Here is a 21,381-nt window from a genome sequence, read left to right on the forward strand (position 1 = left end):
TTATATTCAGTTGTAACACATGTATTGTAATCCTACAGTATTTGGTTATTATTCCTAAATAACACGTTGACTTTTTTCCTCATTTATGCTAAAGTAACAACAGTTTATATGTCAAATGCAATGACAAGGAGGAGTACATACAGGACCGGCTCCCAGAGAGAAGATGGTGGTGAGAATCTTCAGCTAGGATGTATGGAAGTAGCCTTCGAGCAGTGGACTGAAAAGCATAATTTCTTATGAAGTGCTAAGTAGGATTCAACGGATTTCCCCGTTACAGGAAAACGATATGACACAGGTAAAACTTGCAAGTATCGGATAAGAGCAGGAAGAACCTGAATTTAGGTGGTACCACGGATATGATTATTCGCCCTAAGCTGATATACGGCTTAGGGCTTTTTTAATGGATGTGAAAAAGCTCTTTTAGGAAATTTATATGAATGAAATTAAAGGAGGATATAGGTTATGGAGATTAATGGAGCACAGATGTTTGTAAAAGCATTACAGGAAGAACATGTTGATACACTGTTTGCCTATCCGGGTGGAACAGCGATCGACTTATTTGACGCATTATATGATGCGGAAGGAATCGATATGATCCTTCCAAGACATGAACAGGCACTTGTTCATGCGGCAGATGGATATGCAAGATCAACAGGGAAGGTTGGTGTATGCTTGGTTACCAGCGGTCCCGGTGCAACCAATCTGGTTACAGGAATTGCAACAGCAAACTATGACAGTGTTCCACTTGTATGTTTTACCGGACAGGTACCGATGAATCTGATCGGTAACGATGCCTTTCAGGAGGTTGACATCGTAGGTATCACGAGAAGTATTTGTAAGTATGCGGTAACAGTCAGAAAGAGAGAAGATCTGGCAAGGATTATCAAGAATGCATTCTATATCGCAAGAACAGGTAAGCCGGGTCCGGTACTGGTTGATATACCGAAGGATATCCAGTTGGCAATGGGGTCGGATGAATATCCGGATGAGGTAAATATCAGAGGATATAAGCCGTCTGAAGGCGTACATTCCGGTCAGCTTAAGAAGGCTCTGGCAGAATTAAATCGTGCCAAAAAACCGGTATTTTTGATCGGCGGTGGTGTAAATATCGCGCATGCAAGAAAAGAAATGCAGGAATTATGTGAATTGACAGGAATCCCTGTTGTTACTACGATCATGGGTAAGGGAGCAATTCCGACGGACCATCCTTTATATGTTGGTAATATCGGAATGCATGGAAATCTTGCATCCAATAAAGCAATCATGGAATGTGATGTCTTGTTCTCAATCGGAACCAGATTCAATGACCGTATCACCGGTACGATCGACACATTTGCAAAGAATGCAAAGATCATACATATCGATATCGACGCAGCATCAATCTCCAGAAATATCGAGGTAGACATCCCGATCGTAGCAGATGCAAAGCTTGCGATTACAAAGATGTTAAAATATGCAAAGAAATTAGATATAAGCGATTGGGTAGATGAGATCATGGAAGTGAAGAGACAGTATCCGATCAACATGAATTCTTATAAAGGTGTTACACCGGAGAAGATCATTAAGACCATTAATGAGATGTATGACGATTTCATCATTACAACCGATGTAGGGCAGAATCAGTTATGGACAACACAGTATATCGCACTTGGCGGAGAGAACCAGCTCTTAACCTCCGGTGGCCTTGGTACGATGGGATATGGACTTCCTGCTGCCATCGGTGCCAAGATTGGTAATCCGGATAAAAATGTTATCTGTATTTCCGGTGACGGTGGTGTGCAGATGAATATTCAGGAGATGGCGACTGCGGTTGCACAGGAGCTTCCGATCACGATCTGTATCTTAAATAACGGTTATCTTGGAAATGTACGTCAGTGGCAGGAGTTGTTCTTCAACAAGCGTTACAGCAGTACATGTCTGCGATACAGAAAGAGCTGTAATCATGATTGTCAGAATCCGGACAAATGCTGTCCGAAATATACACCGGATTTTGTAAAACTGGCGGAAAGCTATGAGGCACTTGGAATCCGTGTTACAAAGGAAGAAGAGATCAAGGCAGCATTTGAGCAGGCAAAGGCAAATACAAAGGGACCTACAGTTATAGAGTTCTATATTGATCCGACTGCAAATGTATTCCCGATGGTTCCGGGCGGCAAGTCATTAAATGATATGATCATGGATTGTTAAGGAGGATGGACATATGAGTGAAAAGAAAAGATGGATATGTTTATATGTTGAAAACGAAATAGGTGTACTTGCAAGGATTTCCGGCCTTTTTTCAGGCAAATCGTATAATCTGAACAGTCTGACAGTTGGTGAGACAGAGGATACGACTATATCCAGAATGACAATCAGTTTTACAAGCGATGATCGTATTTTTGAGCAGGTAAAGAAGCAGTTAAACCGTAGTGTGGAAGTAATCAAGGTGGTTGATTATACAGATATTCCGATTCATAATAAAGAGATTTTGTTTATTAAGGTCAAGGAATGTAATACGGATGATAAGGATGAGGTATTCCGCATTGCAAATGCATTTAATTTTAGAATTACCGACTACGATAAAAAGAATATTCTGGTAGAGTGTTTACAGACAGAGAATCAGAATAATGATGCGATCAAATTATTCAAACAGAGTTTTCCGAACCGAATCGAGGTCGTTCGAGGGGGAAGTGTTGCTGTAGAAGCAATCAGTATGTCAGAACGTTAAAGGGGAAAAAGATTATGAGATTTCTGATTCAAAGAGTGAATCATGCAAGTGTAACAGTAGATGATAAAGAGGTCGGAAAGATCGGAAAAGGTCTGCTGGTATTTGTAGGTGTATTCGAAGAAGATACAGAAGAAGTTGCAGATAAATTGATCCGTAAACTGCTGGGGCTTCGTATATTTGCAGACGAAAATGGCAAGACAAATCTTTCTCTTACAGATGTAAAAGGTGAGCTTCTGATCGTATCACAGTTTACTTTATGTGCAGACTGCAGGAAAGGAAATCGTCCTTCTTTTACAAAGGCGGGTAACCCCGATAAGGCAAATAAGTTATATGAATATATCCTGTCTGCCTGTAGAGAGAAGAATACTGTTACGGAAAGCGGCGTTTTCGGTGCGGATATGAGAGTGGATCTGTCTAATGACGGACCGTTTACAATTCTGCTTGATAGTCAAGAAATGTAAAAGAATACATGAAAATAGCTTAGACTTGAATATCTTTCATGAAAAATTGTAAATTTTTTTAAAAACATACGATTATTTCTTGAAAAACATACAAAGAATTAATATAATTAAGTTTAGGTTATGTTAAAAAAACACGAAAAGGAGAAGCACTATAATGTTAACAAAGGAAAGCATTGAAGAAAAGACCTTTAAAAAGGGACTTTTTGGTTATAATAAAGATGAAGTAAATTCATTTATGAGAGAAGTATCGGATGAGTTTGCTTCATTACAGGCAAAATATGATGCAGCTGCAGCAGAAAATGAACTGGCTCAGAATTCTCTCAGAGAGAATAGTGTAAAGATCTATGAATTAGAGAAACAGTTGGAGCAGGCTGCTCCGGGTTCCAAAAAGGAACAGAATGCAGCAAACAATGAAGCCAACAGAATCATTAACGATGCAAAGAAGCGTGCAAATGAAGTCCTTTCAAATGCAAAGGCAGAGCTTGCAAAGTTAAAAGCAGAGATGGAAGAGATTAAGGCAAATGGTGGTGTTGCAACAGCAACAGCAGGTACTGCTTCATCCATTAATGAGGATGCGTTAGAAGCTGATCCTATTACTAAGCTGAAGATGAAGTCCCAGACAACAAATGAACCTCAGAAGTTAAAGATGAAGCCAAAGGAAGAACCGAAAGAGGAAAGCAAGCCACAGGCATTTGCAGGTAAGAGTGCTGTAACAGAGGATGAAGAAGATGAAGTAATTGTAGGAGAAATCGAAGAAGGCGTTAAGCGTAATCAGGTTCTGATCGGTGATGGCGACGAGGAAGACGATTTCGAGTTCTTATAAAGCGGGTTTGTTTATATGACATACAGGGAATGTCTTGATTATTTTAATGAATTATCCTTGCATAAGAATATAGATGGATTAAAGGATGATACATATTTCCAGTTTGATGTTATTGGACGTGATAGCGGGCATTTTTACATTCATTTGAAAGATGATACATTTGAGGTCGCTTCGGGGGAATATAAGCAACGAAATGTTCAGTTTATCGTTACAGTATCCTGCCTGGAGAAAGTAATAAATGGAGTGATGGATCCGATTTATGCTTATGCAACCGGAAAATTGAATATTACCGGAGATGTGTCGTTAGGTAGAAATTTTCTATCACGCATCATAAAGGATTAAAAAAGGAACCTGCCAGTTGTTATTTGGCAGGTTCCTTTTTATCATACATATAATTGTTATTAAAAAGAAATTTCATATTCTTTTATCGTTTTTTATAACAGATCTGCAACTTCTTTTAAGAGACGTTCTGTCTTTTCCCATCCGAGACAAGGATCTGTGATGGATTTGCCATAGCATCCTCCGCCAACCGGCTGATTACCATCTTCAATATAACTTTCGACCATAACACCTTTTACAAGTTCTTTGATATCAGGATCATAATTGCGGCTGTGGATAACCTCTTTTACGATTCTTGGCTGCTCATCGAATTTTTTGCCTGAATTGTTATGATTTGCATCAACGATACATGAATGATTTACCAGATTGAACTTCTGGTATGATTCATATAAAAGACGCAGATCTTCGTAGTGGTAGTTTGAGATAGAACGGCCGTGTTTGTTTAATGCACCTCTTAAGATACAATGAGTCAGTGGGTTTCCGTCTGTGTGGGCTTCCCATCCGGAATATAAGAAAGTATGCGGATGCTGTCCGGCAAGACAAGAATTCATCATAACAGTATAATCACCACTGGTTGGATTCTTCATGCCGACCGGAATGTCCATTCCACTTGCCGTTAATCTGTGCTGCTGATCCTCAACGGAACGTGCACCGATCGCTACATAGGATAAGATGTCGTCAACATATTGCCAGTTCTCGGAATAGAGCATTTCGTCTGCTGCTGTGAGTCCGGTTTCTTTGATCGCGCGGATATGCATTTTACGAATCGCATATAAACCTTCTAACATATCAGACGCCTTATTCGGATCCGGCTGATGTAACATCCCTTTGTATCCATCACCCGTTGTTCTTGGTTTGTTCGTATATATACGTGGAATTACAAGAATTTTATCTTTGACCTGTTCTGCAACCTTTGCCAGTCTGTTCTGATAGTCGCATACAGCATCTTCGTTATCAGCGGAACATGGACCAATTATAAATATAAATCGCTTGTCTTCTCCGGTAAAAATTTTTCTGATCTCTTCGTCTCGTTTTGCTTTAATGTCTTTGAGTTCCTGTGAGAGAGGATATAATTCTTTGATCTCTTCACCGGTTGGTACTCGTTTAACCAATTTCATACTCATTGATTTTCCTCCTGTTATAATTTGTCCAGTTAATAAATGACGAAAGTGTCATTATTTATTAAATTACCGCATATTGCGCATAATTCTGTAGTATTATAGCAGAATATAATTAATTATGAAAGAAAAATATCAACACAAACATTCTTTATTCATTTTTTTAAGCATAAATTGTATAAATGAACAGATTAGAGGGATGTTATTGAAACGGGTTAAAATGGGAAAGAGGGTAGGCAGAGCATTTATAGGTATGGTTCTTGGAATAGCACTTGTAGTCGGACATACCGACCGATCGGTAATATATAGTGTTGCTGAGCCAGAGGTGGTAACTGAGGAAAACGTACAGGAAGAACCGCTTACAGATGAAGCCGTAACAAATGAAACTGTAACAGATAGAACAGCAACAGATGAAATGGCGACAGATCAGTCCGGACTTCAATTGGAATCACCATCCTGTATCCTTATGGAAGCAACAACAGGAACGGTATTATATGAGAAAAATGCAGACGAGGCAAGGAAACCTGCATCCGTCACAAAGGTAATGACGCTGCTTCTGGTTTTTGAGGCAATGAAGGCAGGCGATTATCAGATGTCTGATATTGTAACTGTGAGTGAACATGCAGCTTCTATGGGTGGTTCACAATGTTTCTTTGAAACCGGTGAACAGCAGACGGTTGAAGATATGATAAAATGTATCATTATTGCATCAGGAAACGATGCGGCAGTTGCTATGGCAGAATTCACGGCAGGAAGCGAGGAAGCCTTTGTTCAGAGAATGAATGACCGGGCAAAGGAACTTGGAATGGAGCATACACATTTTGTCAATGCCTGTGGACTGGATGCAGATGGACATGAGACATCGGCAAGAGACATTGCAATTATGTCCAGACAGTTAATTGACGAACATCCTGAGATCCTGAAATATTCCGGTATCTGGATGGATTCGATCATACATAAAACCGCAAGGGGCGAGTCAAGATTTGACCTTGCTAATACAAATAAATTCCTTAATATGTACACCGGGGCGACCGGGCTTAAAACCGGATATACGGCGACAGCCAAATACTGTATGTCGGCGACGGCGAACAGAAACGGCATTACATTGATCGCAGTTATCATGGGAGCTGAAACAAAGGATATCAGAAATAAAGAGGTCTGCAAGCTATTCGATTATGGATATGCAAACTGCAATCTGTATAAAGATGAAAATGTACTTGACACCTGCAGCGTTTCTATAGAAAATGGTATCAGTGACGAACTGGCGATTGAAAGTGCATCGGAATTCTCATCCGTTCTGCTTCGCGGAGAAAAGGCAGATGATGTGAAGAAGACACCGGTTCAGGAAGAGACGCTTACTGCACCGATCAACAAAGGAGACGTGATCGGAAAAATGGAATATTCGATCAATGGCCGTGTACTTGGTTCAGTTGAGATTGTTGCTGCAGAAAATATAAAGAAAATGACGTTTGGCTATAGTTTTAAAAAAGTATTATATCTTGCCTTTCGTTCCTAGAGGAAGAGGAAATGTTATTCGATATTATCAGTATCATCTGTATATTTGCGCTTATCTGTCTGTGCGCAGTTCTGATTGAAAGCAGACGGGAGAATCACATGCTTTCGGTATCTCATTATACGATCACGGATAAAAGAATCAAAAAGTCTGCTACATTTGCGATGATCGCAGATCTTCATAATGCGGAATTCGGAGATAAAAATGAGGAGCTCATAAAAGAGATAAAAAAGATTGTTCCTGATGCAGTTTTGATCGCAGGAGATGTTATAGTCGGAAAGAAAGATGTCGATTCGGGGGTTGCGATAGACCTTCTGCAAAAGCTTGGAAGTGAATTCCCTGTTTATATTTCAAAGGGAAATCATGAGATGCGAACCAGTTTATATACAGAGCAGTATGGAGATATCTGGGAAAATCTATATGAACAGACAAAGGATTATGTTCAATGGCTTATAAATGAGGAAATGATTCTGACATCTGAAAATATCCGGGTGGTGGGGCTTGACATGGATGCGGCTTATTACAGAAGATTCCGGCTTCTGAAGATGGAGACGGACTATCTGGTGGAGCTTCTTCCGACGAGACATCAGGATGTATATACGATATTACTTGCGCATAACCCGGATTATTTTTCGGTTTATGCGGAATGGGGAGCAGATCTGGTGTTATCCGGTCATGTACACGGGGGCATGATCATACTTCCGTTTTTTGGGGGAGTGATATCACCGATGGTACGGCTGTTTCCAAAATATTACCGGGGTATGTATGAATATCGTAATAAAAAAATGATCTTAACAGGTGGACTTGGTGGTCATACTTTAAAGTTCCGGGTCAATAATAAACCGGAGATATGCGTGATCCATCTGGAAGGAGAATAACAGGGGAAGATTATGAGTGAGGAAAACAAAGAAGTAGAGCAGACAGAGAGCAAAGCCGTCAAAGATGCAGAACAAACAGAATGCGAAGCGGATAAAGAGGCAACACAAATAGAGACTAAAGAAGAGCAAACAGAAAACAGCGCAGACAAAGAAGAGAATGAGGCAGGCAAAGAGGCTGGGCAGATGGAGATTGAAACTGAAGCAGACCAAGAGACAGACCAGGCGGAGACTGAAGAAATAGAAACAAAAGACCAGCCGGAGGTTGCTGCCACGGCTGCTGCCATACCATCGGATGTCTTTGTCGATAAGAGTGTCTATGAACAGATCGATAAACGGAAAAAAGGAAAAAAGATCGCTGCGATTATATCAATTTCTGTGGGCGGAGTTATTTTACTTTGTTATCTTACATTGTCGATCTGGTTTAGTTTCCATTTTAACAAGAATACATATATTGACGGACAGAATGTATCCTATCATACAGTAAAATCCGTAAAAAACACGATCGATACATATATGAGTGGATATACTTTAAGCGTAAACGGCAGAGAACATGCATCATTTGTGATCCGTCCGGAAGATATCGATATGACGATACAGGCAGTTTCCAATGAGAAAAGCATTAAGAAGAAGCAAAATGGCTTTCTGTGGTTTTTATATCTGAATAATAAGCGAAAAGATTATAAAACCAGTTATGAGGTAACCTATGATAAGGAAAAACTGTATCAATTTTTAAAAGATCAGGACTGTATGCAGGAAAAGAATATGGAAAAACCAAAGGATGCCTATGTAGCAGTTGATAAGAGCGAGGCGGTTATCATACCAGAGACAGAAGGCAGTTATCTGGATACAGATAAGGTTCATGAAGTGATAGAAACGGCGCTTGAACAGGTGAAAGCTACTACAGACCTTGATAAAGAAGCGTGTTATGAGAATGCAGAGATCACGGCAGACAGTAAGGAGATTGCAGACCGGAAAAAAGCACTGGAAACATATCTTACGGTTCAGATCGACTACAGCATTGATCGTGTATCATGGACGCTTGATGCATCAACATTTGGCAACTGGCTCTATTATGATAACGGAAAATGGAAGTTCAAAAAGAAATCGGTTCAGGCATATGTGAGACAGCTTGCAGAGACATATGATACAGTCGGAACAACGAGAACCTTTCAGACTTATACAGGAAGATATGTAGAAGAAACAGGCAATCGTTATGGATGGGCAATTGATGTAGAAGCGGAGACAAAGGGCTTGCGGGAAGCACTTGCAAGTGGGAAATCACAGGAGCGTACACCGGAGTTTTCCCAGACGGGAGCAGCATATAACAAATACGGGGATATCGGTTATTCTTATGTAGAGGTCGATCTGTCAAACCAGCATGTATATTTGATCATAGATGGAAAATTGGTTGAAGATTCTCCCTGTGTAACAGGTTGTGTAAAGAAAGGACATGGTACACCGGATGGGTTATATTCGATCACATATAAAGAATCACCTTCTGTTTTAAGAGGAGAGGATTATGAGACAAAGGTCAATTTCTGGATGCCTTTTAATCGTGGAATCGGGCTTCATGATGCGACATGGCGTGATAAGTTCGGCGGAGACATTTATTATTCCAGCGGTTCGCATGGCTGCGTTAATCTGCCATATCAGAAAGCCGCGGTTATTTATGAGAATATCTATGCCGGGATGCCTGTAATCTGCTACTATTAGTTTTAAGTGTTACCATTGTATGACCATGTCCGGTGAAAAGGCATCAGAAAGTATCATAAAAAATAGTTGTATATTTTGTGTATTAATGGTATTATAGCAAAGTCATAGGAAAAAGGAGATATACCCAAGTGGCTGAAGGGTCCGCTCTCGAAAAGCGGTAGGTCGGGCAACCGGCGCGAGAGTTCAAATCTCTCTATCTCCGTTTTATGAAAATAAGCTGACATTCAGATGGGTGTCAGCTTTTTTACCATATGGATATATGAGAAAACTCAGAATTATGTATTTCAGAGACTGGGTACAGGTGAGCTGCAGCACCGGGATAGGGAGATGTTATTTATGTATGATGAAGCTGTTCGTTATATCACTGACAAAATAAAGATGAAGCCGGAGATAGGGATCGTACTTGGAAGCGGACTGGGCGATGCATTTACTGTGGATGATCCGGTGTATGTTTATTATAAAGAGATTCCGGGCTTTCCTGTTTCGACGGTTGCCGGTCATAAGGGACGGTTTATATTTGGTTATTCCTGTGGAAAGCCGATTGTTGTCATGCAGGGAAGAGTTCATTACTATGAGGGATATTCCATGCAGGATGTTGTGAAGCCGATCCGGCTGATGGGGCTTCTAGGAATACGGTGGCTGATCCTTACCAATGCGGCGGGAGGAATCAGTGAAGAGCTGGCACCGGGAGATATCATGATCATTTCGGATCAGATATCAAGCTTTGTTCCATCTCCGTTGATTGGAAGAAATATAGATGAGTTTGGCGTCAGATTCCCGGATATGAGCCATATATATGATAAAGAAAAAATACAGATAAGCAGGAAAGTATTTGAGCAGCTTGGACTTCATGTTGTGGAAGGAACCTACATTCAGGTGACCGGTCCGCAATATGAAACACCGGCTGAGATAAGGATGTTTCAGTTGCTCGGCGCAGATGCGGTCGGCATGAGTACAGCATGTGAGGCAATCGCGGCCTGCCATATGGGAATCCGTGTATCCGGTTTTTCGGCAATTTCAAATAAAGCGGCAGGACTTGGTGCTGAATTAAAGCATGAGGATATTCTGGATCGCAGTAAGGAGATGTCTGATAAAATGAGCAGACTCCTTACAGAATTGATCGAAAGTTATAGTGATGGCACAGAATAAAATATTCCGATCATTTGATGAAAAGTGATAATCAGTCATTTATAAGCGGATATGGATTAATTAGAATGGATATGAGGTGCGAAAAGAATGGATGTAAAGATATATACAGATGGTGCAGCGAGAGGTAATCCGGACGGACCGGGCGGATATGGTACGGTTATCCAGTTTATTGATGGAAAAGGAACGCTCCATGAACGGGAATTTTCACAGGGCTATAATAAGACTACAAATAACCGCATGGAGCTTATGGCAGCTATTGTTGGTTTAGAAGCATTGATAAAACCCTGTAATGTGGATTTATATTCAGATTCCCAGTATCTTGTAAAGGCATTTAATGAAGGCTGGATATGGGGCTGGATCAAGAAGGGCTGGAAACGTGGCAAGAATGAACCGGTAAAGAACCGGGATCTGTGGGAACGACTGTTAAAAGCAAAAGAACCGCATACAGTAACCTTTCACTGGGTAAAGGGACATGCAGGACATCCGATGAATGAACGATGTGATATGCTTGCAACGACAGCGGCAGACGGAGATAACAAAATAGACGACGAAGGTGTGATAACGAATGAATAAACACGAATTTAGACAACTGTTCAATGAGAAAATACTGATCTTAGATGGAGCAACCGGAACAAATCTGATGAATGCAGGCATGCCGCTTGGTGTATGTCCGGAAAAATACATACTGGAGCACAAAGAAGTTATGCTGGAACTTCAGACGTCGTATCTGAATGCAGGCACAGATATCTTATATGCTCCGACATTTACCTGTAATCGTTTAAAGCTTCGTGAATATGGACTGGAGAATGATCTCTATCAGATGAATATGGATCTGGTAGCTCTGTCAAAGCAGGCCGTTGCTGAGTGCGGGCATGGTTATGTCGCAGGCGATCTTACCATGACAGGTGAGATGCTATATCCGATGGGAAAACTTCAGTTTGAAGAGTTGGTTGATATCTATAAAGAACAGATCAAAGTTCTTTTTGAGGCGGGCTGTGATCTTCTGGTTGTAGAAACTATGATGAGCCTTGCCGAAACCAGAGCTGCTGTGATCGCTGCAAATGAGATCTGTGATCTCCCTGTCATGGCGAGCCTTACATTTAACGAGGACGGAAGAACCTTATATGGAACGGATCCGGTAACCGCGGTCAATGTATTACAGAATCTTGGCGTGGATGCGATAGGTGTAAACTGTTCCACAGGACCGGACAAGATGACAGAGCTTGTGGCTGCCATGAAAGAGGTAGCATTTGTTCCCGTATTTGCGAAGCCGAATGCCGGTATGCCTGAACTTGTGGATGGTAAAAGTGTATATGCCATGACACCGGAAACCTTTGCAGAAGATATGAAGATGATCATAGAAGCGGGAGCCGGTATGGTCGGCGGCTGCTGCGGAACAACTCCTGCCCATATCAAAGCACTTTCTGATATGGCAAAGACAATGGATATTCCTGAGATATCAGACAAGAAAGAACGTTTGCTATCATCAGAACGCATGACAAGACAGATCAGTCTGGATGGTCCTTTTATGGTGGTCGGAGAACGTATCAATCCAACCGGTAAGAAGAAACTGCAGGCAGAGCTTCGGGAGGGAGTTCTCGATACTGTTATGACGATGGCGGAAGAACAGATGGAAAAGGGTGCATCAATCCTTGATATCAATGTCGGCATGAATGGTATTGATGAGAAAGAAATGATGGTAAGAGTTGTATATGAGGTGTCACAGGCAGTGAATCTTCCGTTATGTATTGATTCCAGTAACCCTGCTGTTATCGAAGCGGCACTTCGTATCTATCCGGGACGTGCACTTGTGAATTCTGTATCTCTGGAAAAGGTAAAAATGCAGGAGATCCTTCCGTTGGTCAGAAAATATGGTGCGATGTTCATTCTGCTTCCGCTTTCTGACGAGGGACTTCCAAAGGACAGTGATGAAAAAGAAAACATTATACATACAGTTCTGGATGCTGCTTATAAGATGGGCTTTCAGAAAGAGGATGTTGTGGTCGATGGTCTGGTTGCAACAGTCGGAGCAGAGAAAGCTGCTGCTGTCAACTGCCTGAAAACAATCCGTTATTGTCATGATATGGGGCTTGCTACGATATGCGGACTTTCGAATATCTCATTTGGATTGCCGGAGCGTATGTTTGTAAATGCAGCTTTTCTAACGATGGCAATCCAGAATGGCCTTACGATGGCAATTGCAAATCCGTCACAGACTATGCTTATGAATATGGCATATGCATCGGATATGCTTCTTAACAAAGACGAAGGAGATATCCGGTATATCCAGAATGTAAAACCTCTCGGGATCACAACGGCTGCACCTGTACAGAATGGAGGCAGTCAGGAGGATGAAAAAGAAAAAAGTGTTATCTACACAGATGTTGTAAAAGGAAATAAAAGAAATATTTCAGAAGATGTCAAAAAAGAACTGGAACAGGGGATAGATCCGCAGAAAATTATTGATGATGAGCTGATTCCGGCAATTAACCGTGTTGGAAAATTATTTGAACAGAAAAAATACTTTCTGCCACAGTTAATCGCAAGCGCAGAGACGATGGAGCTTGCGATCAATCAGATCACGCCACTTATCGTACGAGAGGATGATGGAAAGGCAATGCCTGCGATCGTGGTTGCTACCGTGGAGGGAGATATCCATGATATTGGAAAGAATCTGGTTGTCTTGATGCTACGAAACTACGGATTCCCGGTTATCGATCTTGGAAAGGATGTACCTGCGGATGTGATCGTAGATGCAGCCATAGAAAATGATGCCAAGGTCATCGGACTTTCGGCACTGATGACAACAACCATGATGAAAATGGTGGATGTCGTGGAACTGGTAAAAGAAAAAAATCTGGATATTAAGGTCGTTATCGGCGGAGCCGTTATCACGGAGAGCTTTGCCGAGGAGATCCATGCAGACGGTTATTCAGAGGATGCGGCAGAATGTGTTCAGGTTGTAAAAAGATTGCTTGATATTGAGTAATTCTTCGTTGACAATAATTGACAAGATAACTATAATAAAACAAGGATTTGTGCTGTATTGATTATACAGCCGTTTCATAGGTTTGAAAGGTGGTACTTATTGATGGATAATATAGTTTTGTCACTTCTTGTAGATAATACATCAGGTGTACTGAGCAGAGTTTCAGGTTTATTCAGCCGCAGAGGTTATAATATCGACAGCGTTACGGTAGGTGTTACGGAGAATCCTGCATATTCCAGAATGACTGTAGCAGTAAGCGGAGATAATGCAAGTCTGAGCCAGATCAAGAAACAGTTGAATAAGCTCGAGGACGTCGTAGAGATCGTTGAACTGGAGCCGGGCAAATCAGTATGCAGAGAGCTTGTACTCGTAAAGGTGAGAAGTGATAAGGATACCCGTCAGGATATCATGTCCATTGCAAATATATTCCGAGCAAACATCGTTGATGTTTCAAAAGGTTCCATGATCATTGAGCTAACAGGCGCAACCTCGAAGTGTGAAGCATTTCTCGGACTGTTAGATGGATTTGAGATCATTGAACTGGTTCGTACCGGTCTGACAGGACTGGTGAGAGGTCAGCGTCAGGATTAATCATGCGCACCTTATTTAACTATTGATAGATTGATTGCAGTTATGCAGTTAATTATTATAAAGAAGTCATTTATATCAGGAGGACAAAATAATGGCAGAAGCAAAAATTTATTATCAGGAAGACTGTAATTTATCATTACTGGACGGACAGACAATCGCTATTATCGGTTATGGTTCACAGGGACATGCACATGCCCTTAACTTAAAGGAATCAGGCTGTAACGTAATTATCGGTCTTTATGAAGGAAGTAAGTCTTGGGCAAAGGCTGAAGCACAGGGATTTGAAGTATATACAGCTGCAGAAGCTGCTAAGAAAGCAGACATTATCATGATTCTTATTAATGATGAGTTACAGGCTGATATGTACAAGAACGATATCGAGCCAAACCTTGAAGAAGGCAATATGTTAATGTTTGCGCATGGTTTCAATATCCACTTCGGAACAATCGTTCCACCTAAGAATGTTGATGTAACTATGATCGCTCCTAAGGCACCTGGTCACACAGTACGTTCTGAGTATCAGGCAGGAAAGGGTACACCTTGTCTTGTAGCTGTAGAGCAGGATTACACAGGAAAGGCTCTTGACAGAGCATTAGCTTATGCACTTGGTATCGGCGGAGCTCGTGCCGGCGTTCTTGAGACAACATTCAGAACAGAGACTGAGACAGACCTCTTCGGAGAGCAGGCAGTTCTTTGCGGTGGTGTATGTGCACTTATGCAGGCTGGTTTCGAGACACTTTGCGAAGCCGGTTACGATCCAAGAAATGCATACTTTGAATGTATCCATGAGATGAAGCTGATCGTAGATCTGATCTACCAGTCAGGCTTCAAGGGAATGAGATATTCTATCTCAAATACTGCTGAGTATGGTGATTATGTAACAGGCCCTAAGATCATTACAGAAGATACAAAGAAGGCTATGAAGAAAGTCCTTTCTGATATTCAGGATGGTACATTTGCTAAGGAATTCTTACTTGATATGTCACCTGCAGGACGTCAGGTTCACTTCAAGGCTATGAGAAAGAAAGCTGCTGAGCATCCATCAGAGATCGTTGGCGAAAGCATCAGAAAGCTGTACAGCTGGAATGGTGAAGACAAGCTCATCAACAACTAATCTGAAGTAAATATATTTTATTTCATATAATAACAGGAGCAGATTTTATGTTTTCGGACGTAAGATCTGCTTTTGTTGTATCCAAAAATGTTTTGTGCTATACTGTTAGCAAAAATGTGAACAGGGTGGTTGGTTTAATGTTTAATCAGTTAACAGAATCTGACATCAAGAAGATGGAAGAAGAAATCGAATATAGAAAAGTCGTAGTTCGTAAAGAAAAGTTGGAAGCTGTGAAGGAAGCAAGAGCACAGGGAGATCTGAGTGAGAATTTTGAATATTATGCTGCGAAGAAGGATAAGAATGCGAATGAAAAGAGAATCCGTTATCTGGATCGTATGGTAAGAACTGCTGAGATCATAAAGGATGAATCAGCAGATGATGAAGTTGGCTTGAATAATACCGTTCGTGTTTATTTTGAAGAGGATGAAGAAGAAGATACTTATCGTATCGTAACGACAGTACGTGAAGATGTATTAAACGGCATTATCAGTAATATATCTCCAATGGGGAAAGCATTGCTTGGACATAAAGTCGGTGACCGTGTAGAGGTGGTTCCGGGAAAGGGTGACCCTTTCCATATTGTGATACGGGAGATTGTTAAGACAACCGATGAATCCCGGGATCATATTCGATAGACGATAAAAAATACGGACAGGATGAAGAAGGTGACAGTCAGATGACATGTTTGGAAGCACAATCGAAGATCATGGCATTTATAGAGAATAAGCTCCCGGATGACGAGTTAAAGGAGTTTATTAAGCATGTCAAAAACTGTGATAATTGTTCAGAGGAACTGGAAATCTATTACACCCTGATCGTTGGGATGAAAGAGTTGGATAATGAAGAGAATCTTTCAACTAACTTTAAAAAGGAACTGGATGATAAGCTGGATGAAGAAATGACACGTATGACAGCTGTAAAACGAATTGCAACATCTACGATTGTTCTCGTTCTTGCGGCTATTATCACAGGGCTTTTGTGGGTATACAGTGGCGTACTTGAAAAGGTTTATCATTATGAACAGAATTCCAAGCAGAAATCACAGACAGAATATTATTACAGCGATACATTCGGCGAAAAGCTGTTATTCGGTAATAAGTATATGATTGAATATCTGGAAAATATTTTATATAAAGATGAGGATCTTCCGGGAAACAGTGATAAGAATGTACAGTTTATGGATAAAATAAAGAAATATAACCAGACACATAAAAATTATCTGGATGTCGCCGAGGAAACGGCAGAGAAGGACGATATAGAAAATGAATAAAATATTATTAATTGATGGACACAGTATATTAAACCGTGCATTCTATGGTCTGCCGGATCTTACAAACTATGAAGGACTGCATACAAATGCAGTTCTTGGTTTTCTTAACATTATATTTAAGATCTTGGACGAAGAAAAGCCGGATCATATGTGCGTAGCATTTGATGTGCATGAACCGACATTCCGCCATCTGAAATACAGTGCTTATAAAGGAACCAGAAAACCAATGCCGGAGGAGCTTCGGGAACAGGTTCCGCTTATGAAAGAAGTGCTTACAGCCATGCATGTCACGATCGTGGAAAAAGGCGGATATGAGGCAGATGATATTATCGGTACGATATCAAGAATGGCAGAACGGGATGGTTATGCAACTGTTATTGTATCGGGTGACAGAGATCTTCTACAGCTTGCAACGGATACAATACTTGTGCGTATCCCAAAGACAAAAGCAACCGGAACAACGATAGAAAATTATTATGCAAAGGATGTTGTTGAGGCATATGGCGTTACACCGGTTCAGTTTATAGATATGAAGGGCCTTATGGGAGATACCTCTGATAATATTCCCGGAGTTCCGGGAATCGGAGAAAAGACAGCGGCAAAGCTGATGATCGAATACGGAAGCATGGAGAATATTCTGGATCATCTGGATACGGTAAAGCCTCCGCGTGTTCAGAAGAATCTGACAGAGAATATGGATCTTGCAGTTATGTCAAAGGATCTTGCAACGATCAAACTGGACTGTAAGCTGGATGTCTCTCTGGATGAAATGACGATCGAATCATTATTTAATGAAGATTCATATAAGATTTTTAAAAGATTAGGCTTTAACAGTCTGTTAAAAAAGTTTGACACAGTGACAGAGGCGGCGGAGATCGATCCGGTTATCACCTTGCTTGAAACAACAGAGCAGATAGACGGATTCTTTGCTGATAAGATGAAAAATACACATAAGATCGGTTTATATCCGATCCGAAAGGATGGAACCTTATTCGGGCTGGCTGCCGCCATATCCTATAAAGATGTCTTTATTTTGTCGAATCTGAATGGAATGGAGCATGACAGACTGACAGAGAATATAGTGTCAGTCACCAGGGATGGTATGCAGATTGATATTCTGGATTTAAAGGAAGCATTGTCAGTCTTTCCGTTTGATGAGAGTGATACAAAGGTGCATGATATCGGTGTAGCGGCATATCTCTTAAATCCGATGGAGGATGTATATTCCTATGATGCGATCGCAAGAGATTATCTTGGCGCAACACTGCCATCCGAAAAAGAATTGGTTGGAAAAGATGAACTGAATCTGTTCTCTTTTACAAATGAGACCTTCCGGAAATTATTTGCATATAAGGCGTTGATCCCATATCTTGCAGGTGATCTTCTAATGGAACGTCTGGAAAAACAGGAGATGTTCACTCTCTATAATGAGATCGAGATGCCGACGGTATATACGCTTTATGATATGGAGCATCGGGGAATCCGGGTTGACCGAAAAGCCTTGGATGATTACAGCGTAAAGCTGCAGAGCAGGATTGACGAACTGCATACCGAGATCATCGGTTATGCAGGAAAAGAGTTTAATATCAATTCACCGAAACAGTTAGGCGTTATTTTATTTGAAGATATGGGACTTTCCGGTGTCAAGAAGACCAAGACCGGATACAGCACCAGCGTTGATGTACTGGAAAAGATAAAGAATGACCATCCGATCATACCTGCGATACTGGAATATCGTCAGCTTACAAAGCTGAATTCCACTTATGCGCAGGGCTTGACGGCATATATATCAGAAGATGGCAGAATTCACGGAACCTTTAACCAGACGATCACAGCGACCGGTCGTATCAGTTCGACTGATCCGAACCTCCAGAATATTCCGATGAAGTTGGAACTTGGCAGACTGATTCGAAAGGCATTTATTCCGGAGGATGGATATGTATTTGTGGATGCTGATTATTCTCAGATTGAACTTCGCGTACTTGCTCATCTGTCCGAAGATCAGGTCATGCAGAATGCCTTTTTGAATCATGTAGATATCCATGCAACGACAGCTTCCGAGGTGTTCGATGTTCCAATCGATCAGGTAACATCCTTGCAGAGAAGAAATGCAAAGGCAGTTAACTTCGGTATTGTTTATGGAATCAGTGCATTTGGCTTGTCGGAGGATCTTGGAATATCCAGAAAAGAAGCGGCTGATTATATTGAGAAATATTTTGCAACCTATAAGAATATAAAGTTATTCCTTGACCGTCAGGTGGAAGAAGCAAAAGCAGATGGTGTTGTAAGGACGATGTTCGGTCGTATCCGTCCTGTACCGGAGCTTCGGTCTTCAAACTTCATGACCAGAAGCTTTGGTGAACGTGTTGCAATGAATTCGCCGATTCAGGGAACGGCGGCAGATATTATTAAGATTGCTATGTTCCGTGTGAATATGGAACTGAAAAAACGAGGACTGAAATCCCGCCTGATCTTACAGATCCATGATGAACTTCTGGTAGAGACCGCAAAGGATGAGGTTGATATTGTAAAAGAGATCATGGAAAAGGAAATGATGGGTGCAGCCGATATGGCAGTACCGCTTGAGATCGGTATCAGTGAAGGAGATAATTGGTATGATGCAAAATAAAGACGACATGCTGATCCTTGGACTGACCGGAGGCATCGGTTCCGGAAAGACAGCAGTTCTTACGATATTAAAGGAAGAATATGATGCATATATAATAGAAGCAGACCATCTGGCACATGAGCTGATGAATCCAGGAAGAACGGTTTATCAGGGAATTGTGGATGCATTTGGTACGGAGATTTTGATAGATACTGACATAGATACATCTGTATCTGCCGAAGAAAATGTAGCGACAGACAACGATCAATCAACAGTTAACCGCTCGATTGACAGAAAGAAGCTTGGAGATATCGTATTCCACGATAAAGATAAACTGGCTTTGCTGAACAGTATCTCACATCCGTTAGTGAAAGAAGAAATCCTGCGCCGGATTGAGGAACAGAAGAATGTCGGAAAAAAGCTGTTTGTGATTGAAGCTGCTTTGCTGATTCAGGATGGATATAAGAGTATCTGTGATAAGATGTGCTATGTCTATGCAGACTTGGATGTCCGGATATCCAGACTCTGCGAATATCGTGGCTTTACCAGAGAACGAGCACAGGCGGTTATCGATTCACAGGAGTCGGAAGCTTTTTATCTGGAAGCCTGCGACTATAAGATTGATAATTCCGGGTCGCTTGAAAATACGAAAAAAGACTTGAAGCACATATTAGATGAATGTAGAATATAAAGTGTTGTCTGAAAAATAAAGTTTAAGTCTTGAAGAAAAGAGATCGAAAATTAAAGGTCAAAGAATAAAGCAGATAACTGTATAAATAAATTATGTTATATTCGACAGGCTTTGTGCCAGTCAGAACAAAATATATAAAGTGAGGATATTTAATATGAAGGTTTTAGTTATTAACTGTGGCAGTTCATCATTGAAGTATCAGTTGATCGATTCTGATACAGAAGAACTTCTTGCAAAGGGCTTATGTGAACGTATCGCTGTAGATGGAAGACTTACCCATACAACGACAGGAAAAGAGAAATATACAAAGGATCTTCCTATGCCGGATCATAATGCAGCAGTCAGCTATGTATTAGAAGCATTAACAGATAAAGAGACAGGCGCGATCGCTGATCTGTCCGAGATCGATGCGGTAGGTCACAGAATCGTACATGGTGGTGAGAAATTTGCCCAGTCTGTTGTGATTACAGATGAAGTAATTGCTGCGATTGAAGAATGTAACGATCTTGCGCCATTACATAATCCGGCAAACCTGATTGGTATTCGTGCATGCCGGAAGCTGATGCCGGGTGTTCCGAATGTCGGTGTATTTGATACAGCGTTTCATCAGACAATGCCGGATAAAGCATATATCTATGGTATTCCTTATGAATATTATACAGACTATAAGATCAGAAGATATGGTTTCCACGGCACAAGCCACAGCTTCGTATCAAAGAGAACAGCAGAGCTTCTTGGAAAAAATATCGAAGATACAAAGATTATCGTGTGTCATCTTGGCAATGGTTCCAGTATTACAGCGGTTAAGGGTGGAAAATCAGTAGATACGACCATGGGTCTGACACCGCTTGCAGGTGTGATCATGGGAACAAGATCCGGCGATATCGATCCTGCCATTATCGAATTCCTTGCAAACAAGACAGGAAAGAATATCGAAGAGATCAATACGATTTTAAATAAAAAGTCCGGTGTTTATGGTTTGTCCGGCGGATTCAGTGATTTCAGAGATCTTGGCAAGGGTATGGAAGAAGGAAATGACAGATGTCGCCTTGCGCTTGATGTATTTGCATATGGTGTCAAGAAGTATATCGGTGCATATGCCGCAGCCATGGGTGGCGTAGATGCGATTGCATTTACAGCCGGTATCGGTGAGAACAATCCATATGTCAGAAATCTTGCAATGACAGATATGGAATATATGGGTATTACGATCGATCAGGAAGCAAATAAGGTTATGGGAGATGAAAAGCTGATCTCTACACCGGATTCAAAAGTAAAGGTATTCGTAGTTCCTACAAATGAGGAGCTTGCGATTGCCAGAGAGACTGTTGCTTTAGTGTAACGAAAAAGAAAAATATGGCAAAAAATATGTGATTTTTGTAGGTTTGTCAAACATATGTTACACAGATGCCAGATA

Annotated in this window: 19 protein-coding genes, 1 tRNA gene and 1 other annotated feature; of the genes, 19 read left to right on the forward strand and 1 reads right to left on the reverse strand. The window is 41.1% G+C overall.

Going from position 1 to position 21,381, the window contains the following annotated elements:
• The first annotated feature begins 111 nt into the window (after positions 1 to 111).
• Positions 112 to 375: a binding site (T-box leader), on the forward strand.
• 87 nt (positions 376 to 462) lie between these two features.
• From ilvB to DWW43_RS11710, 5 genes are all read left to right on the forward strand, one after another.
• The gene (gene ilvB, locus DWW43_RS11690; protein ID WP_119963704.1) at positions 463 to 2,187 is read left to right on the forward strand and encodes a biosynthetic-type acetolactate synthase large subunit; all 1,725 of its coding nucleotides are present in this window, start codon (positions 463 to 465) and stop codon (positions 2,185 to 2,187) included.
• 13 nt (positions 2,188 to 2,200) lie between these two features.
• Positions 2,201 to 2,707 carry an acetolactate synthase small subunit gene (gene ilvN, locus DWW43_RS11695; protein WP_008400912.1) on the forward strand — a complete coding sequence of 169 codons (507 nt, stop codon included), beginning with the start codon at positions 2,201 to 2,203 and terminating at the stop codon, positions 2,705 to 2,707.
• A 14-nt stretch (positions 2,708 to 2,721) separates the two neighbouring features.
• A complete protein-coding gene (dtd, locus tag DWW43_RS11700; RefSeq protein WP_008400911.1) occupies positions 2,722 to 3,168 on the forward strand; it encodes a D-aminoacyl-tRNA deacylase in 447 nt (148 codons plus the stop codon).
• A 154-nt stretch (positions 3,169 to 3,322) separates the two neighbouring features.
• Positions 3,323 to 3,991: a DivIVA domain-containing protein gene (locus DWW43_RS11705; RefSeq protein WP_008400909.1), complete on the forward strand. Its 669-nt coding sequence runs from the start codon at positions 3,323 to 3,325 to the stop codon at positions 3,989 to 3,991.
• Positions 3,992 to 4,006: 15 nt separating this feature from the next.
• The gene (locus DWW43_RS11710) at positions 4,007 to 4,333 is read left to right on the forward strand and encodes an SCP2 sterol-binding domain-containing protein (RefSeq protein WP_119963705.1); all 327 of its coding nucleotides are present in this window, start codon (positions 4,007 to 4,009) and stop codon (positions 4,331 to 4,333) included.
• 92 nt (positions 4,334 to 4,425) lie between these two features.
• Here DWW43_RS11710 and DWW43_RS11715 read toward each other — a convergent pair whose 3' ends face one another.
• Positions 4,426 to 5,454 (reverse strand): 3-deoxy-7-phosphoheptulonate synthase, encoded by a 1,029-nt coding sequence (locus tag DWW43_RS11715; protein ID WP_008400906.1) that lies wholly within the window; start codon positions 5,452 to 5,454, stop codon positions 4,426 to 4,428.
• Between the two features lie 193 nt (positions 5,455 to 5,647).
• Here DWW43_RS11715 and DWW43_RS11720 point away from each other — a divergent pair, with 193 nt between their 5' ends.
• The 14 genes from DWW43_RS11720 (at position 5,648) to DWW43_RS11785 (ending at position 21,306) form a co-directional block, all read left to right on the forward strand.
• The gene (locus DWW43_RS11720; protein WP_243104484.1) at positions 5,648 to 6,964 is read left to right on the forward strand and encodes a D-alanyl-D-alanine carboxypeptidase family protein; all 1,317 of its coding nucleotides are present in this window, start codon (positions 5,648 to 5,650) and stop codon (positions 6,962 to 6,964) included.
• A gap of 11 nt (positions 6,965 to 6,975) precedes the next feature.
• Positions 6,976 to 7,839, forward strand: coding sequence for a metallophosphoesterase (locus tag DWW43_RS11725; protein ID WP_119963709.1), 864 nt, complete (start codon positions 6,976 to 6,978; stop codon positions 7,837 to 7,839).
• A gap of 12 nt (positions 7,840 to 7,851) precedes the next feature.
• Complete coding sequence (locus tag DWW43_RS11730; protein ID WP_119963711.1) at positions 7,852 to 9,552, forward strand: L,D-transpeptidase family protein; 1,701 nt, start codon at positions 7,852 to 7,854, stop codon at positions 9,550 to 9,552.
• Between the two features lie 114 nt (positions 9,553 to 9,666).
• Positions 9,667 to 9,754: transfer RNA gene (locus tag DWW43_RS11735), tRNA-Ser, on the forward strand.
• 134 nt (positions 9,755 to 9,888) lie between these two features.
• Complete coding sequence (locus DWW43_RS11740) at positions 9,889 to 10,701, forward strand: purine-nucleoside phosphorylase (RefSeq protein WP_347475269.1); 813 nt, start codon at positions 9,889 to 9,891, stop codon at positions 10,699 to 10,701.
• A gap of 87 nt (positions 10,702 to 10,788) precedes the next feature.
• The gene (gene rnhA, locus DWW43_RS11745) at positions 10,789 to 11,274 is read left to right on the forward strand and encodes a ribonuclease HI (protein WP_119963713.1); all 486 of its coding nucleotides are present in this window, start codon (positions 10,789 to 10,791) and stop codon (positions 11,272 to 11,274) included.
• Positions 11,267 to 13,690 (forward strand): homocysteine S-methyltransferase family protein, encoded by a 2,424-nt coding sequence (locus DWW43_RS11750; RefSeq protein WP_119963715.1) that lies wholly within the window; start codon positions 11,267 to 11,269, stop codon positions 13,688 to 13,690. Before rnhA ends, DWW43_RS11750 begins: the two co-directional genes overlap by 8 nt.
• 102 nt (positions 13,691 to 13,792) lie before the next feature.
• A complete protein-coding gene (gene ilvN, locus DWW43_RS11755; RefSeq protein ID WP_008400899.1) occupies positions 13,793 to 14,281 on the forward strand; it encodes an acetolactate synthase small subunit in 489 nt (162 codons plus the stop codon).
• A 91-nt stretch (positions 14,282 to 14,372) separates the two neighbouring features.
• Positions 14,373 to 15,395 carry a ketol-acid reductoisomerase gene (gene ilvC / locus DWW43_RS11760; protein WP_008400897.1) on the forward strand — a complete coding sequence of 341 codons (1,023 nt, stop codon included), beginning with the start codon at positions 14,373 to 14,375 and terminating at the stop codon, positions 15,393 to 15,395.
• 137 nt (positions 15,396 to 15,532) lie between these two features.
• Positions 15,533 to 16,030 (forward strand): transcription elongation factor GreA, encoded by a 498-nt coding sequence (gene greA / locus DWW43_RS11765; RefSeq protein WP_044945066.1) that lies wholly within the window; start codon positions 15,533 to 15,535, stop codon positions 16,028 to 16,030.
• 41 nt (positions 16,031 to 16,071) lie between these two features.
• Positions 16,072 to 16,665: a zf-HC2 domain-containing protein gene (locus tag DWW43_RS11770; protein ID WP_119963717.1), complete on the forward strand. Its 594-nt coding sequence runs from the start codon at positions 16,072 to 16,074 to the stop codon at positions 16,663 to 16,665.
• Complete coding sequence (polA, locus tag DWW43_RS11775) at positions 16,658 to 19,294, forward strand: DNA polymerase I (protein WP_119963719.1); 2,637 nt, start codon at positions 16,658 to 16,660, stop codon at positions 19,292 to 19,294. Before DWW43_RS11770 ends, polA begins: the two co-directional genes overlap by 8 nt.
• On the forward strand, positions 19,281 to 19,964 hold the full coding sequence (coaE, locus tag DWW43_RS11780; protein WP_119963720.1) for a dephospho-CoA kinase: 684 nt from the start codon (positions 19,281 to 19,283) through the stop codon (positions 19,962 to 19,964). The genes polA and coaE overlap by 14 nt, the downstream gene beginning before the upstream one ends.
• Before the next feature lie 154 nt (positions 19,965 to 20,118).
• A complete protein-coding gene (locus DWW43_RS11785) occupies positions 20,119 to 21,306 on the forward strand; it encodes an acetate kinase (protein WP_119963722.1) in 1,188 nt (395 codons plus the stop codon).
• Positions 21,307 to 21,381: the final 75 nt, after the last annotated feature.

It is taken from the genome of Clostridium sp. AF15-41, assembly GCF_003604095.1.
Lineage (GTDB): Bacteria > Bacillota > Clostridia > Lachnospirales > Lachnospiraceae > Coprococcus.